The following is a 14829-nucleotide window of genomic DNA, read 5'->3' as shown; positions in this document are numbered from 1 at the left end:
TCTCCGCCCACAAATCATCCGGAAGCAGCTTCTTCACCATGAAGCCAAACTCAAGCCGACATGGTTAACAAACGGTTTTGTTAGGCGCTCTAAGTTCGCGCTGCAGATGCTGCGAAACGAAGTCGTCGATCTTTCGGTGGAGATAGGCCAGGCCTTCGAACCGGCGGTAGTCGCCGGCACGGAGGCCATGAAGCCGTATATCCGGTCGATCAAGACTTGGGTGGCGTCGAACCAGCAGCTTACGACCCGGATCGCGCTGGCATCGGCCGGCTTCGTCGCCCTCAACGTCGCGATGACCGCGGCCCGCTATGCCGGCCTATGGCTGAAAGGCAACCTCCTCATGGCGGCGGCCGGTGGCCTTCGCGTGGTCGCAGGCGCCGCCCGCGTCGCCAACTTGGCGTTCCTTCCCTTCGATGCAGCCCTGCGCGGCGCGCGCTCGGCGATGATCGGCTTCGCTGCCGCGGCCCGTATCGGCGGCATCGGCTCGGCTTTGTCCATCATGGGCACGTCGCTCTTGGGGCTACTCAACCCGCTGCGGCTGTTCCGGGCGGCTGTCCGCGGGGTGGGCGTAGCGCTCCGGTTCGCGTTCGTCTCGTCAGGCGTCGGCGCGATTATCGCCGGCATAGTCGCGGCGGGCGTGTTCATTCACGAGAATTGGAACGGCCTCGGTGAGATGTTCAGCTCCTTCGGCAAGTCCTTCATGGCGGCGCTCGGCCCCGCTAAGCCGGTGGTGGAGAGCTTCGCTACGGCCGTCACCACGATCTGGAACAAGATCACCGGACTACTCGGGCCTATCGACGAGTCCGGCGCGAAGTGGCGGTCGTGGGGTACATGGCTGGGCGAGGTGGCTGGTGGCGGTGTGAAGGCGCTTATAGACGGCCTGTCCACCGTTGCCAGCTGGCTGTCCAAGCTCATGGATCTGGCCGGGTCCGCGGCATCTGCCATTGGCAAGGTGTTCTCGGCGGGTGGCGGCGACGCTGCGCCGGCTGTGCCGTCGGCCAGTGGCGGCAGCCTACGGCGGCAGTCACTCGGCGGGCTTCCGCCCGTTGACGGCGCCCGCGCCCGTGGCGGCCCGGTGTCGGCGGGCCGAACGTACCTGACAGGTGAGTTGGGGCCGGAATTGTTCACGCCGCGGCGCAGCGGCTACGTCCATAATGCCGATGACACGGCCGGGATGGCCGGAGCCACCACGATCGATGTCGGCGGTATCCACATCACAGCCGCGCCTGGCATGTCGCCGCAGGAGCTCGCCCGCGCGGTGCTTGCCGAGCTCGACGCGAAGCTAAACCGCCAGCGCGCTGGCGCGTTCGTGAGGACGTACTGAAATGGAAATCCGAGTTTCGAACCTTCGCCCCGTTCACGCTCGCGCCGGCACCGCGAAGGTGCTGGCCGAGTTTGACGCAGATGTCGGCCCGGTCAGGTTTCGCCGGATGCGCTTGGCGCGTGACCTGTCATCGGGGCCGTCAATTCTCATGCCGGAGGCGGTGACCCGCGCCAGCGTGAGCGTCATCGACGGCGCTGCGAAAGAGATGATCCGCCAGGAGGCTTGGCGTCAGTTCAAGGAGCAACGGCAATGATCGCCGCCACCTTTACCGCACTCGCATCGTCATCGGTTACGCGCTCGCCTTGCGCGCCCTATCGGAGCCCACATGAAAACCCCTACAGCCGAAATCTCCGTCAACGGCCGGCCAGTGGCGTCGACCTTCAATGACCGGCTCGTGTCGGTGACGATTACCGACAAGGACGGGCTCACGTCGGACAGCATCTCGTGCCAACTGAACGACGGCACGCCCTTCGCCCGCATCCCTCGGAAGGGCGACACGATTTCGGCGTCGCTCGGATATCTCGAAACCGGTGTGGTGTTCTTCGGCGACTACACCGCGGACGATCCGGAGGTGCAGTGCCTGCCGTATGGCATGACCGTCAACGGCAAGGGCGCCAACATGCGCGACGCGCTCAAGCAGCGCAAAGCCAGGCATTGGGACCAGAAAACGGTCAAGGACATCGTCACCGAGATTGCCAACGACAATGGGCTCACCCCGGCGATCGATGCCGAGGTTGGCGCCCACACCTATGAATGGTTCGGCCAGCTGGATGAAGGTGACATCGATGTCGTTGCCCGCCTCGCGGAGCGCCACGACGCGCTGGTGTCAGTGAAGGCAGGGCGTCTGGTGTTCGCCAAGAAGGGCGGCGGAACGACGGCGTCCGGCAAGCCCATGCCGACCATCGTGGCGTCCCCCTATAACATCGTCGAGGGTTCCTGCCGCACGACGTTCGCATTACGCGAGCGGTTCAAGAGCGTGAAGGCGCGGCACCAGGATCGTGCCAAAGCCGAGCTCGTCGAGGTTGAGGAAGACAGCGACGAAGATGGCACCGCGGACCTGACGCTGCCCGAGCCGTACGCCGACGAAGCCGAGGCCAAGCGGGCTGCAAAGTCCAAGGCGCGCGATCTGAAGTCCAACACCATCCGCACGAGCGTGACGCTGTTCGGCGATCCGACGGTCAGGGCCGGCTGCCCGTTCGTCTATGCCGGCGTTCGGCCCGAGCTCGACGGGCTGCAGTTCGTCATTGAGAGCGCTACGCACACCATCTCCAAGGCCGGCTACACCGTGGACGTCGAGGCGCGGTTGAGGCCGGAGCAGGAAGCCGTCGCGAGTGGCGCCAGCGGCTCCAACGGGGACTAAAGGAATCGTCGGCTCGTTGCACGAAGAATTGACAAGATGACTCCCTCCGCATCAGCGGACAGCCACTGCCGTGCATGTGGGGCCCCACAACCCTCCGCTAAATACGCGTTAATATCCCTCTTATTCGGCCGAACGGAAACGCCAAGATATTCTTGAATCTTATTCTCCGTATCTCCCGATAGAAGGTCCTCAAGCATCTTGCCGTCGAGTTGATCATCCAAATCGTTTAACGTTACTATAAATTTTTCGTCTAGATACCATCCGTCACGATAGCGTAAGGCAGCCTTTTTTCCGGCCGCGTCTGCGTCAAGCACTACGCAAAATCGTTCTCCCCTACCCATCAGGTAGCTAATCAAAGCACCCGAAGCACCGGCCCCCGTGCCCGGCATTATCGAAACTCCCGGAGCGGCGTCCGGATACAAAATAGTTACCAGCCTAAACGCGTAATAGTCCGTTATTCCCTCAAGTATAATATAAGGACCTGAGCCAATAATATTTGGTGAAATGTAATCAAGCTTTTCAATTACGGGCTGGAAATAACTTACACGAGACGGATATTGCGAAACAAATTGCCGATAGGGAGTCGCCTTAATGTTCGTAGGCTTGGTTGACAATTCAAAAGAATCAGAGCCATCATAATCTATAGCTTCGTTTTCCACGATGTACGCCGAAGATAGCCACCTCGGTTCAATCATATGGTGACTATGTGTTGAATAGATTATTTTATTTTTTCCAGAACATATACGGTCGAAATTAGTCAATAGCTCTGCCTGAGCACGCGCATGCAAGTTGGCAGCTGGTTCATCGAAAAGAAATATAGTCGGATTTTTCGACGATGATTTGAAGGCGGTAAATAACAATAATGAAAAAAACCACCTAAATCCTAATGAACGTTCGCTGACCGCATATCGAGAGTCGCCGTCTGAAAGCCAGAATGAGACATACGGAATGTCGTTCAATTGAGTGTCGATGTTCCAATCGACGAGCACATTTTTGGCGCCGCTGGGGCGCCTGAACACCTTCTCCCAACTTCCGATAACTTCTCTTGTTACGGCCGAGGCAATCCTTTGGAACACAGAGTCAATATGTGATTTCGTAGGAGCTGCAAAAAAAGATGCCAGCCAAGTTGGTGTAGAGGCCCCCTTCTTGTATGTTGATATACGGTTTATTACATGTCTTTCGATTGAAAATTCAGAGTCAATGCTGGTTAGTATGTCTTGAATCAAGGTTCGATAATACGAATTTACAGGAGTTTCATTATCATGTTCAGTCAAATAAATCCTTGGTGGCATGTCAACTAAGAATGTCGGAAAATAAACGATTCTTGGCAATCGGGATTCGATATTATTTACAATATCAAGCCACAAATCGGGTTCTGTCTTTGTTTTTGGCCTAGTGTATGTTTTAAATTTACCCGATTTTGTCTTTTTTGTCTCGATCGATATTCCCCAAATTGAACTCTTTCCTTTGGGGAGGCTATCGGAAAATGAATAAATTGAATCTACGTCGAAATCGCACATAATTTCCGCTTCATTGATATGAAGATTGTGCATTTTCGAAATATTTCGGATTTCTACCAGATCTTCTTCGTCCAATTTAATGCGGGCAGTAATTTCAACTTTCCCGGAAAATGCCGCCTTTCTGTCAATCGGTATAATATTCTGCACCGATGTCTTTGAGTGAACACCTTCAAAAATATCGGAAATACTCTTGTCTACCGATACAAAGTAAGATATTCCTCTAGTATAGTCGTTTTCCCACTTTCATTTAATCCAATTAAAGTTTTTACAGGGCACGAATTTTTCTCATCTATTGAGATTTTAATATTGTTTATGCCCTTGAAGTTCTTGAGGCTAAAATAACGTATTGACGGCAAAGCTCTCTCCTATTGAATCTTTAGCTCTACCGATAAGATCAAGTGGGACATTTAGGCAGTTGAAGGGAGATTCCCCTTTGTCGTCAAGTGGCATTCTGATCGGTTTTCGCGTTGCGCCCTGAACGCATCCGGCGCCACGGACGGTCCCCGCCTTGGCACTCGGAGTGCAGTTCCTGGTACACTTCCCTACGGCGCAGCCTCTCCCGCCTGCCCATCCACATCTCCCCGCAGATGCTCGCTGCCAATCGCCTGGTAGAGGTTCCACAACGCCAGCCCGGCCTCATGGGCGAGGGCGTACCATTCGGGCTTCGCGAGCACGGCAGGATGCTCGGCCAGCCGGTTCTCGACGAGCTCGTTGAACACCGACGCCATTTGCAGCGCTTCATGGCAGCCGAACGTGCCCGGCGCGAAATCCGCGGCGAGCTCCTCCGGTGTGGTCTCGCGCTCCTCAGCAGCAGCGGCCAGCTGTTCGAGCCGGGTCTTTTCGACCTCTTCGGGGGTGTAGGTCACGGCGGGCTTTAAGGGCATGGGGGGATGCTCCTTTTGGGGCGGTAGACTCGGCCGCTGTCACACGCTACCGCGCGCTGCAAGGCGCTGGTCGATGTGCTTGCTGTACTTCATCACCATGGGGACCGACATCCCGACCAGGGCAGAAATCTGCTGATGGTTCTTTCCGGCGATGCGTTCGTCGCAGACCTTAGTGGCCCGCAAGTCGTGAGGTGTGAAGCCGGCCAAGGCGGCGCCCTCGGGAGTCGCCAGATAGTCGTTCCAGGCCACTCGCATCGCGTCGGTGGTGTAGCGCCTTCCGTCGGGGCGCAGAACATAGGGCATCGCTGGGACAACTCCCCAACTGTCGATCTCTGCGGCCTCTCCGGGCTTCAGCAGGCACCAGTGGGGCTTGTCGTGTAGTTTCGTAATCGTGCAGCTGATGCCCTCTTCGTCCCGGTCAGCCGGGCGCATCCGAATGAGATCTGAAATGCGCTGCCCAGTAGCCCGCCCCAGAACTGCGAGGCGGTGCACTGCAGTAGGGCAGGCCGGAGAATTCAACGCCGCCCATGCGGCTGGCGTCAGCGGCTTAGCGCCGTCTGTGTCTTTTTGGAAGGTATCAACTTCACCGGTCGGGTTGTTCTGGCGGCGCCCGCGCTGAACTGCGAACTTCATAAGCTTGCGCACGACGACTCGCACCATGTTGCCCATGGACGGCCTGTCGGCGAACTTGTTCAAGAGGTCGATAACATCCCCGGTCGTAATCGAATCGGGAGCCCTATCTCCCCACTGTTCGTTGATTGGCACCAGCGCCGACTCGTAAGTGGCGATCGTGGCGGGACGCTTCGATGACCATTGCGGGGCGGCTTTGTAGTCGGAGATTAGAGCTGAGATGTCATTGCGACGCTCGCCCCGCTCGCCCCGAATATCCCGCAGCGCCTCATAGAACTCGGGCGTGCCGAACTCCGGTAGGCGCACGATGGGCCCGCGTGAGGGCTTGCCTTTGTCGTGTTGGTAGTACCAGTACTCAGCCCCGTTCGGCTTCTTGATGCGGAACACGCCGCGGGGATAGTCGGACTTCGGACTCACCGGCGGGGCGTCCGGGCGCTCGCAAAAGGGGGGCTCACGCCCAAAAGCATCAGCCTCCACATTGCTGGGGCGCTCGGCCAGCTTCGCCTCAACCGTCGGCCAATGCCAGCGAGTGATCTGCCCTCGGTTCACAGCGGCAGGCGGCACGAAGCCTGACCTTACCCACTGATCGAACGTGTCCGGGCTGATTTCAAGCAATGCCGCTGCAGTCTTCCTGGAAACGAAGACGGGGCGGATGGTTTCGTCGGAATTGCTCATCTGTGCGCACTCAGCATGATCTGGGCGACAGATAGATCTACCCAATGGGTCGCGCCAGCGCTCGCCCCCACTAAGGGGACGCTTGCAGATTCTCGAAATCGGGCGCAACCTGTCCGTGGGTGTAGCAACCCGGACCAGTGATAGACCGCACATTCCCTGGCAGGAATTGCCCTGACGCCTGGCAGCGTTGGGCGGCGGTTAAATATGCTTGCCAGCAATGGCAGGCGACGGACGAGCTTGGCGGCTCGGCTCCGAACCGGATTATATTGTCCGGGGGCGGCCGTTCTGTCCAGCCTGAAAAGGTAAAAGCGTCCGACTCGTCTCACTGGCGAGTTGCTACCCCCCGGATGCCGGTTCCGACCGCCGGCACGGCTGTAGCAGGCCGAACCAGTGAGACCACCCCCATGACCATCCAAACCCTGACGACCGCCCCCACGCCTCGCGTGCCGCTCCCCATTGTGCCCGTCGGCCAACCGATCGCGAACACCGCCAGCGCGGATGACGATAGAGCCGGGCCAACCACACTGTTACCCGGCTGGCGCCTGCTCGCCGCTGACGGCACCTCAGTATCTGAGGCTGACGAGCTTGGCCGCCTCATCCTTGCCGCTCCGGCGCGATCCCTGGGCGATATAGCGGCCAAGCACGAAGCGCTTATCCACGCCATCGGCGAGGAGCTTCCCTTGGAATACCGGGTGCTGCTTGAGCAGATGGGCGATGAGCTTCGACAGATGGGCTAATGCGCCAGCCCCGTCGCGCTGCGAGGTGCGGCGGGGCGATTCCCCGCAATGCCCTGTCTTACCGCTCGCCGTGGCGACTCGGTGGCGACTCGGCGCAAAAAAGCAGAAGGCCGCCCGAGAGCGACCTGTCTAACCAACTGATTTTTCTTGGAAAAATGGTCGGAGCGAGAGGATTTGAACCTCCGACCCCTAGTCCCCCAGACTAGTGCGCTAACCAGGCTGCGCTACGCTCCGACGCCGTGAGGCGCTGTCTCTCTAGCGATTTGATCCCGGCGATGCAAGCGGGGCGGCGGTTTCGGCGGGGGATATATCCCGCCTCGCCTCCCCTTGCGGCTCCCGCTCCGGGCCGATCTGCCGTTCCACCGTGGCGCTCAGGCGCTGGAACAGGCCGAGCGACACCAGCGCCACGCAGCCGATCCCCACCAGCAGCGCCGGATAGATCACTTCGGCAATCTCCTCGCGCGCGGTCTCGAACAGCAGCACCAGCGCCTCGAGGAAGATGGCGATGATGATGGTGGAGAGAAACTTGGTCAGCCCGCGCCGCGCATCGGCGGCGGTGCGCTTCTCGCGCCCGGCCGGCACCTCCTCCTCGAAGAAATATTTGGCGACGTCGAACAGCGCGATGGCAACGATGAGATAGCCGACGATGTTGAGCAGCGCCTCATGCACCAACGTGTCGCCGCCCAGGCCCTGGCGCAGCGCCGTATAGGGGGCATAGACCAGCAGCACCGCCGCCACCGCCATCAGGGCGCAGGCGGCGACGGCGAACACGGCGCGGATGAGAAAGCTCATGAAAGCGGACTCCGTTGATCCGAGGCCAACTAGCGCGCCGTGCCTCGCCTTCAAGTACCTCCCACGCGCGCTGCCGGCCGCCCTCCCCGCCCCCGCCTCGTGTATAGTCGCGGCACATGCCACCGACACCGACCGGAGACCGCCATGGCTCATGAGCACGCGACCGCCGACCTCCTCCGCGATCCGGCTTTCGTGCCGCCGCCGGCGGTGGAGCCGATGATCGCGCGGCTGGCCGCCCGCCGCTCGGCGCCGCTGCGCAGCCTCGGCGGGCCGGCGCCGACGGCGGAGGAGCGCGAGCTGCTGTTCCGCCTGGCGCTGCGGATACCCGATCATGGCCGGCTGACCCCGTGGCGCTTCATCGTGATCGAGGGCGAGGACCGGCGCGAACTCGGCGCCCGGCTCGACGCGCTCTATGCGCGGCAGAACCCGGAGGTGCCGGCCGCCAAGGCCGATATGTGGACGCTGTATCTGGAGCGCGCGCCGCTCACCGTGGTGGTGGTGAGCCGGCCGGATCCGGCGGCGAAGGTGCCGGAATGGAACCAGGTGCTGTCCGCCGGCGCCGCCGGCATGGCGCTGACCGTGGCGGCGAGCGCGCTCGGCTTCGCCAGCCAATGGCTGCTGAAATGGCCGGGCCGCGACCCGCAGGCGGCGGCGCTGGTTGGCGTCGAGGCCGGCGAGAAGGTCGCCGGCTTCATCCATATCGGCCGGCCCACCATCGACAGCCCGGACCGGCCGCGCCCGGAGGCCGCCCGGGTCGTGACACGCTGGCGGCCGACGGAAAGCTAGAGGGTCCTCTCCCGCCAGTGCCCGAGCCGCCTCATCCTTAGGTTGCCTGTCCACGAACGGCAGGGAAGCGAAAAAGCCCTCAGCCCTCGACGTCGAACGAGACACCCTGCGCCAGCGGCAGCGTGCGGGAATAGTTGATGGTGTTGGTCGCCCGCCGCATATAGGCCTTCCAGGCGTCGGAGCCGGCCTCGCGCCCGCCGCCGGTTTCCTTCTCGCCGCCGAAGGCGCCGCCGATCTCGGCGCCCGAGGGGCCGATATTCACATTGGCGATGCCGCAATCCGAGCCTTCCGCCGACATGAAGGTCTCGGCCTCGCGCATGTCGTTGGTGAAGATCGAGGACGACAGGCCCTGCGGCACGCCGTTCTGCAGCGCGATGGCCTCGGTGAGGCCGCCGACCCGCAGCACATAGAGGATCGGCGCGAAGGTCTCGTGCTTCACCACCTCGACTTGGCTCTCGATCTCCACCAGCGCCGGGCGGACATAATAGGCCTCCTCCGCCCCGGCCACCGCCACCCGCTCGCCGCCATGCACGGTGGCGCCGGCCGCCCTCGCCTGCTCCAAAGCCGCCTGCATGCCGTCGAACGCCGCCTTGTCGATCAGGGGGCCAATGAGCGTACCGCTGACACGCGGATCGCCGATGGTCACCGAGCCATAGGCCTTGGCGAGGCGCGGCACCAGTTCTTCATAGACGCCCTCATTGACGATGAGGCGGCGCAGCGAGGTGCAGCGCTGGCCGGCGGTGCCCATGGCGGCGAAGGCGATGCCGCGCAAGGCGAGATCGAGATCGGCCGAGGGACAGACGATGGCGGCGTTGTTGCCGCCGAGCTCGAGGATGGAGCGGCCGAAGCGCTTGGCCACCCGCTCGCCGACGATTCGGCCCATGCGGGTGGAGCCGGTCGCCGAGATAACCGGCACGCGGGCATCGTCGGTCAGCGCCGCGCCGACCTCGCCGCCGCCCACCAGCACCTGCGACAGTCCCTCCGGCGCCTCGCCGAACGCGGCCGCCGCGCGCTCGAACAGCGCCTGCACCGCCAGCGCGGTCAGCGGGGTCTTCTCGGAGGGCTTCCACAGCAGGCTGTCGCCGCAGACCAGCGCCAGCGCCGCGTTCCATGACCACACCGCGACCGGGAAGTTGAAGGCGGTGATGATGCCGACCGGCCCGACCGGGTGCCAGGTCTCCATCATCCGATGGCCGGGGCGCTCGGAGGCGATGGTGAGGCCGTAGAGCTGGCGCGACAGGCCGACGGCGAAATCGCAGATGTCGATCATCTCCTGCACCTCGCCGAGGCCTTCGGAGACGATCTTGCCGGCTTCCAGCGTCACCAGCCGCCCGAGCGCCGCCTTGTGCGCGCGCAGTTCCTCGCCGAGCAGGCGCACCAGCTCGCCGCGCCGCGGGGCCGGCACGGTGCGCCAGGCATGGAAGGCGGCCACCGAGCGCTCCACCGCCGCGCCGACATCGCCGGCCGACGCCTCGGCGACATGGGCCACCACCTCGCCGGTGACCGGCGAGCGCACCGCACGGCCGCCATCCTGCCAGAGAGCCGGATCCACGCCGAGGGAGCCAAGCAGCTCCGCCACTTCGCCGGCAACCGGCCCCAGGGCGGCGTTGATACGGGCTGCGTTGATTTTCACCGTCATGATCTCATGCTCCTCGCAGGCGCGATCGGCGGCCGCGATCCGGCGCGCCCGAATTGGCCGCGTGCATAGCACCGCTCGACGGCACAAATCCATGCTGCGGGAGGAGGATGCACGCCGGCACGCGCGCAAGCCGCCCGGCGGGCTCTCCCGAACCCGCGCCGCCGCCGGCTCCCCTCACGCGAGGAAATCGGCTTCTTTTCCCGCTGCGGCAGGCTTAAGAATTCACCCCGATGATGTCTTGAATCTTCTTTGCGTATAACCCACATCGGCACTGCCAAGAGGCTCGACAATAGGTCGCGATGACTGTCACATTGAGCCTGTCCGAACGCGAATTATGCGTGGAATATTCCATGGGCAGATTCGCGAAATCACAATCCCGACACGAAAGAGCTGTCCTGCCGACATACTTCTTTTCCATCCGAATCCCGTGGATGCAACGGGAGAAGGACAGAGGTATTGACGGCTTGGGGAATGGGACGGGTCGCCGGCGCGACTTTCGCCGCCGCGATCATCTTCGCCGCCAGCGGCAATGCTGCTTCAGCAAACGCGACAGCTACCAAAAAACCGACCGCCTCCAGTGGGATGGCGTCCTATTACGGCTATGGCGGACGTACCGCCAACGGTGAGCGCCACAACGCACGGGCCCTCACCGCCGCACATCGCTCCTTGCCCTTCGGGACCAAGGTGCGGGTGACCAACACGGCCAATGGCCGCTCGGTCGTGGTGCGCATCAACGATCGCGGTCCCTTTATCCGCGGCCGTGTCATCGATGTCTCGACCGCCGCGGCGGAAAGCCTCGGCTTCCGCCAGCGCGGGGTGGCGAGGGTCGACCTCGCCGTCGTCGAGTGACGGCTCTGAAATGAACGCCGCGCCGGGACGATGGTTCCTGAGCCGTGCTCAGGCCTCGCCCCGGCGGGCTTCCAGCAGCAGGCGGTAGCACTCCTGCAGATCGGCCAGCGCCGCCTTCAGCTGCCGCACCTCGTCCTCCGAGAGGCCGTCTTCCGGCCCCTGCAGCGGACGGAACGCGGTCAGCCGGGCCGACGGCTCCTCATGCGTAGCGGATACCGGCGCATAGGGCGCGGAAAGCGGCTTGGGCGGCTCCGCATGGCGGGGCGCCGCCAAAGGCGGCTCCGGCTCGCCGCCGACGCCGCGGAACGGAAACACCGGCCCGTTCTCGTCGGGGGAATCGAAACGCGGCTCGCCATGCCTCGAATCCTGATGCGGCTCGGCATGTCGCGGATCGGCATGTCGCGTCTCGGAGTGGCGCGACTCCATATGCCGCGACGGCTCGAAGCGCGGCGCGACATCACGCGGCTCCGCCGGGCGCGGATCGAGGTCCGGCAGCAGCGGCATGTCGAGGAAGTTCGGCTCGTCATCGGACGGCCGGCGACGGGCCGGCTTGCGCGATGCCCCACGCTCCGGCTCGATCTCGGGTTCGATCTCCCGCGTCGAGGCGCCGCCACGGCGGCCCGGCAGCAGGCCGAAGAATCCGCTCAGCGAGGATGTCCTGGCCTCCGGCGTCGGGCGGCCCTCGCCGGCATCGGCGCCGTTCTCCGGCCTGCCCCCGCCTGGCGCCTCGCCCATGGCCTCGCGCAGCACCGCCTGCACGTAGCGCGGCCCCTCCTCCTTGAGGATGCGCTGCACGCCGCGAATGGTGTAGCCTTCCCCGTAGAGCAGATGGCGGATGCCGCGCAGCAGTTCGACATCGTCGGGACGGTAATAGCGCCGGCCGCCGCCGCGCTTGAGCGGGCGGATCTGCGGGAACTTGGTTTCCCAGAACCGCAGCACGTGCTGCGGCAGATCGAGCTCTTCGGCGACCTCGCTGATGGTGCGGAAGGCGTCCGGGCTCTTCTCCACGGCGAAGGTTCCTTCCCTTCGGCTCACGACACGGTTCGGCTCACTCTTCAGTGACCTCGTCGCCGTTGATTTGCTGCTTGAGGATGTTGGACGGCTTGAACACCATCACGCGGCGCGGCGCGATCGGCACTTCCTCGCCGGTCTTCGGGTTGCGGCCGATGCGCTCGCCCTTCTGGCGCACCACGAAGGAACCGAAGGAGGAGAGCTTCACCGTCTCGCCGCGCGCCACGCAATCGGCGATCTCGGTAAGCACGGTCTCCACCAGCGCGGCGGATTCGGTCCGCGACAGTCCCACACGCTGATACACCGCCTCGCAAAGATCCGCGCGCGTGATCGTCCGACCTGCCATTGCCCGTCTCCGCCTTCTTCGTGTTGTGGCGATGCCCTGCGTCAACCTAGGCGCCGTCGCCCGCACAGGTCAACGGGCGAACGCATCGACGCCATGCCGGCGTGCAGCCTACCAGCGAACCAGCGCCGAGGCCCAGGTGAAACCGCCGCCCATGGCTTCCAGCAGCACGATGTCGCCGGCCTTGATCCGCCCGTCTTCCACCGCAGTGGCCAGCGCCAGCGGGATCGAGGCAGCAGAGGTATTGCCATGCCGGTCAACGGTCAGCACCACCTTTTCCGGCGCGATGCCGAGCTTCACCGCGCTCGCATCGATGATGCGCCGATTGGCCTGGTGCGGCACGAACCAGTCGATGGTCGACGAGTCGATCCCAGTGGCTTTATAGGCATCGGTGATGACGTCGGTGATCATGCCGACCGCGTGGCGGAACACCTCGCGGCCCTCCATGCGCAGATAGCCGGTGGTCTTGGTCGAGGAGACGCCGCCATCGACATAGAGCTTGTGCTTGTGGCGGCCGTCCGAGCGCAGATGCGTGGTCAGCACGCCACGCGGGTCGGGCGCGCCGCTGGCCGGCACCGCCTCCAGCACCAGCGCGCCGGCGCCGTCGCCGAACAGCACGCAGGTGGTGCGGTCCGACCAGTCGAGGATGCGCGAGAAGGTCTCGGCGCCGATCACCAGCGCCCGGCGGAAGCTGCCGGCCCTCAGGAAGTTGTCGGCGGTTGCCAGCGCGAAGACGAAGCCGGAGCACACCGCCTGCACGTCGAAGGCGGCGCCGTGGGTGATGCCGAGCCCGGCCTGCACCGTCACCGCCGAGGCGGGGAAGGTGTTGTCCGGCGTCGATGTGGCGAGCACGATCAGGTCGATGTCCTGCGCCTCGAGCCCGGCATTGGCGAGCGCCGCCTGCGCCGCCTTGATCGCCAGATCGGACGTCACCTCGTCATCGGCGGCGATATGCCGCTCGCGAATGCCGGTGCGCTGGACGATCCACTCGTCGGAGGTGTCGACCATCTGGGCCAGGTCGGCATTGCTGAGGGCACGCGCCGGCAGATAGGCGCCGACGCCGCGCACCACTGAAGTCAAGCTGCTCACGATGAAACCTGCAATTCTGCCGCCTGCGTTCCGTCCTCGCCCGGCGAAGCGCCGGCGGAGGCCGCCCGAGGCCGCCCCTTGATGCCCGCCTCGATGCGCGACAGCAAGGCGTAACGCACCATGTCGTAGCCGATGTCGATCGCCGAGGCGAAGCCCTCGGCATCGGTGCCGCCGTGGCTCTTGATCACCACGCCGTTGAGCCCGAGGAACACCCCGCCATTCGATTTGCGCGGGTCGAGCTTCTCGCGCAGCAGCGCGAAGGCACCGCGCGCGAACAGATAGCCGATCTTCGCCATCAGGCTGGAGCGCATTGCCCCGCGCAGGAATTCGGCGAACTGCTTGACGGTACCCTCGGCGGTCTTGAGCGCGATGTTGCCGGAGAAGCCCTCGGTCACCACTACATCGACGATGCCGCGGCCGATATCGTCGCCCTCGACGAAGCCGTGATAGTCAAGGCCGGCATAGTCGGCGGCCCGCAGCGTCGCCCCGGCCTCCTTCACCTCCTCGACGCCCTTGATCTCCTCGACGCCGACATTGAGCAGGCCGACCTTCGGCGTCTCGATGTCGAAGACGATGCGCGCCATCGCCGCGCCCATCACCGCCATGTCGACGAGGTGCTGGGCGGTGGCGCCGATCGAGGCGCCGACGTCGAGCACCACGCTTTCCCCGCGCAGCGTCGGCCACAGGCAGGCGATGGCGGGGCGGGAGATGCCGGCCATGGTCTTGAGGTTGACCTTGGCCATCGCCATCAGCGCGCCGGTATTGCCGGCCGAGACCGCGCAATCGGCCTCGCCGAGGCGCACCGCGTCGATCGCCTTCCACATGGAGGAGACCTTGCGGCCGCGCCGGAGCGCCTGGCTCGGCTTGTCCTCCATGGTGACGACGACGTCGGTATGGAAGACCGTGCTCGCCGCGGCGAGCTTGGGATGCTGGGCAAGGAGGCTGCGGATCTTCGCCTCGTCGCCGAACAGCAGGAAGCGGATGTCGGGATGCCGCGTCAGCGCGACGGCGGTGCCGGGAATCACGACGTCGGCGCCGTGGTCCCCTCCCATAACGTCGAGCGCGATTCGGACGGGCGATGACATGAAGCGGCTACTGATCTCGTTCATTCGGGCCGGCGGCTCGCGGCCGGCCGATGAGGGCATGCCCCAGTTGCGGGCGCGTGACAATAGCGGCTGGCCGCTCCGGGG

At 63.8% G+C, this 14829-nt stretch carries 15 protein-coding genes, 1 tRNA gene and 1 pseudogene; 6 read left to right on the top strand and 11 right to left on the bottom strand.

The annotated features are described in order from the left end of the window. The 3 genes from J2X65_RS18935 to J2X65_RS18925 form a co-directional block, all read left to right on the top strand. Positions 1–1324: phage tail tape measure protein (locus J2X65_RS18935; protein WP_310204114.1), on the top strand; the 1324-nt coding region annotated here is incomplete at its 5' end. Between the two features lies 1 nt (position 1325). After that, positions 1326–1577, top strand: a complete 252-nt coding sequence (locus J2X65_RS18930) for a hypothetical protein (RefSeq protein ID WP_310204112.1) — start codon at positions 1326–1328, stop codon at positions 1575–1577. Between the two features lie 72 nt (positions 1578–1649). Next, a complete protein-coding gene (locus J2X65_RS18925) occupies positions 1650–2684 on the top strand; it encodes a contractile injection system protein, VgrG/Pvc8 family (protein WP_310204109.1) in 1035 nt (344 codons plus the stop codon). On the opposite strand, the gene J2X65_RS18920 is transcribed toward J2X65_RS18925, so the two are convergent. The 4 genes from J2X65_RS18920 to J2X65_RS18910 form a co-directional block, all read right to left on the bottom strand. Continuing rightward, a complete protein-coding gene (locus J2X65_RS18920) occupies positions 2681–4351 on the bottom strand; it encodes an AAA family ATPase (protein ID WP_310204106.1) in 1671 nt (556 codons plus the stop codon). The genes J2X65_RS18925 and J2X65_RS18920 overlap by 4 nt on opposite strands. 47 nt (positions 4352–4398) lie before the next feature. Next, complete coding sequence (locus tag J2X65_RS27010; protein WP_404977750.1) at positions 4399–4560, bottom strand: AAA family ATPase; 162 nt, start codon at positions 4558–4560, stop codon at positions 4399–4401. 186 nt (positions 4561–4746) lie between these two features. Further along, on the bottom strand, positions 4747–5088 hold the full coding sequence (locus J2X65_RS18915; protein WP_310204103.1) for a hypothetical protein: 342 nt from the start codon (positions 5086–5088) through the stop codon (positions 4747–4749). 39 nt (positions 5089–5127) lie between these two features. Further along, the gene (locus J2X65_RS18910; protein ID WP_310204100.1) at positions 5128–6393 is read right to left on the bottom strand and encodes a hypothetical protein; all 1266 of its coding nucleotides are present in this window, start codon (positions 6391–6393) and stop codon (positions 5128–5130) included. Between the two features lie 404 nt (positions 6394–6797). Between J2X65_RS18910 and J2X65_RS18905 the strand changes: the two genes are divergently transcribed. Then, positions 6798–7130 carry a hypothetical protein gene (locus tag J2X65_RS18905; protein ID WP_310204097.1) on the top strand — a complete coding sequence of 111 codons (333 nt, stop codon included), beginning with the start codon at positions 6798–6800 and terminating at the stop codon, positions 7128–7130. Between the two features lie 156 nt (positions 7131–7286). Here J2X65_RS18905 and J2X65_RS18900 read toward each other — a convergent pair. Together J2X65_RS18900 and J2X65_RS18895 are read right to left on the bottom strand one after the other, a co-directional pair. After that, positions 7287–7364: transfer RNA gene (locus tag J2X65_RS18900), tRNA-Pro, on the bottom strand. 21 nt (positions 7365–7385) lie between these two features. Next, the gene (locus J2X65_RS18895) at positions 7386–7922 is read right to left on the bottom strand and encodes a GNAT family acetyltransferase (protein ID WP_310204094.1); all 537 of its coding nucleotides are present in this window, start codon (positions 7920–7922) and stop codon (positions 7386–7388) included. A gap of 144 nt (positions 7923–8066) precedes the next feature. Between J2X65_RS18895 and J2X65_RS18890 the strand changes: the two genes are divergently transcribed. Continuing rightward, positions 8067–8708: a nitroreductase gene (locus J2X65_RS18890; protein WP_310204090.1), complete on the top strand. Its 642-nt coding sequence runs from the start codon at positions 8067–8069 to the stop codon at positions 8706–8708. A 79-nt stretch (positions 8709–8787) separates the two neighbouring features. Here J2X65_RS18890 and J2X65_RS18885 read toward each other — a convergent pair whose 3' ends face one another. Further along, positions 8788–10347 carry an aldehyde dehydrogenase family protein gene (locus tag J2X65_RS18885; RefSeq protein WP_404977749.1) on the bottom strand — a complete coding sequence of 520 codons (1560 nt, stop codon included), beginning with the start codon at positions 10345–10347 and terminating at the stop codon, positions 8788–8790. 471 nt (positions 10348–10818) lie between these two features. Here J2X65_RS18885 and J2X65_RS18880 point away from each other — a divergent pair, with 471 nt between their 5' ends. Then, positions 10819–11196: a septal ring lytic transglycosylase RlpA family protein gene (locus J2X65_RS18880; RefSeq protein ID WP_310204127.1), complete on the top strand. Its 378-nt coding sequence runs from the start codon at positions 10819–10821 to the stop codon at positions 11194–11196. A 753-nt stretch (positions 11197–11949) separates the two neighbouring features. Here the strand turns inward: J2X65_RS18880 and J2X65_RS18875 are convergent. The 4 genes and pseudogenes from J2X65_RS18875 to plsX all read right to left on the bottom strand — a co-directional run. After that, positions 11950–12204 (bottom strand): annotated as a pseudogene (locus J2X65_RS18875) (MerR family transcriptional regulator); the annotation flags it as partial. 40 nt (positions 12205–12244) lie between these two features. Then, entirely contained in the window at positions 12245–12586 is a 342-nt protein-coding gene (locus J2X65_RS18870) for an integration host factor subunit alpha (protein ID WP_310204124.1), read from the bottom strand. Positions 12587–12661: 75 nt separating this feature from the next. Beyond that, complete coding sequence (locus tag J2X65_RS18865; protein WP_310204087.1) at positions 12662–13639, bottom strand: beta-ketoacyl-ACP synthase III; 978 nt, start codon at positions 13637–13639, stop codon at positions 12662–12664. Next, positions 13636–14724 carry a phosphate acyltransferase PlsX gene (gene plsX / locus J2X65_RS18860; protein ID WP_310204084.1) on the bottom strand — a complete coding sequence of 363 codons (1089 nt, stop codon included), beginning with the start codon at positions 14722–14724 and terminating at the stop codon, positions 13636–13638. Before plsX ends, J2X65_RS18865 begins: the two co-directional genes overlap by 4 nt. Between the last annotated feature and the right edge of the window lie 105 nt (positions 14725–14829).

This window comes from Ancylobacter sp. 3268, assembly GCF_031456575.1.
Lineage (GTDB): Bacteria > Pseudomonadota > Alphaproteobacteria > Rhizobiales > Xanthobacteraceae > Ancylobacter.
This window is presented reverse-complemented; position numbering and strand designations above follow the sequence as displayed.

Coding starts and splice junctions, on each gene's coding strand:
- J2X65_RS18925 (WP_310204109.1), top strand. CDS start 1,650: ATGAAAACCCCTACAGCCGAAATCTCCGTCAACGGCCGGCCAGTGGCG.
- J2X65_RS18885 (WP_404977749.1), bottom strand. CDS start 10,347: ATGACGGTGAAAATCAACGCAGCCCGTATCAACGCCGCCCTGGGGCCG.
- J2X65_RS18930 (WP_310204112.1), top strand. CDS start 1,326: ATGGAAATCCGAGTTTCGAACCTTCGCCCCGTTCACGCTCGCGCCGGC.
- J2X65_RS18905 (WP_310204097.1), top strand. CDS start 6,798: ATGACCATCCAAACCCTGACGACCGCCCCCACGCCTCGCGTGCCGCTC.
- J2X65_RS18890 (WP_310204090.1), top strand. CDS start 8,067: ATGGCTCATGAGCACGCGACCGCCGACCTCCTCCGCGATCCGGCTTTC.
- J2X65_RS18895 (WP_310204094.1), bottom strand. CDS start 7,922: ATGAGCTTTCTCATCCGCGCCGTGTTCGCCGTCGCCGCCTGCGCCCTG.
- J2X65_RS18915 (WP_310204103.1), bottom strand. CDS start 5,088: ATGCCCTTAAAGCCCGCCGTGACCTACACCCCCGAAGAGGTCGAAAAG.
- J2X65_RS18910 (WP_310204100.1), bottom strand. CDS start 6,393: ATGAGCAATTCCGACGAAACCATCCGCCCCGTCTTCGTTTCCAGGAAG.
- plsX (WP_310204084.1), bottom strand. CDS start 14,724: ATGTCATCGCCCGTCCGAATCGCGCTCGACGTTATGGGAGGGGACCAC.
- J2X65_RS18880 (WP_310204127.1), top strand. CDS start 10,819: ATGGGACGGGTCGCCGGCGCGACTTTCGCCGCCGCGATCATCTTCGCC.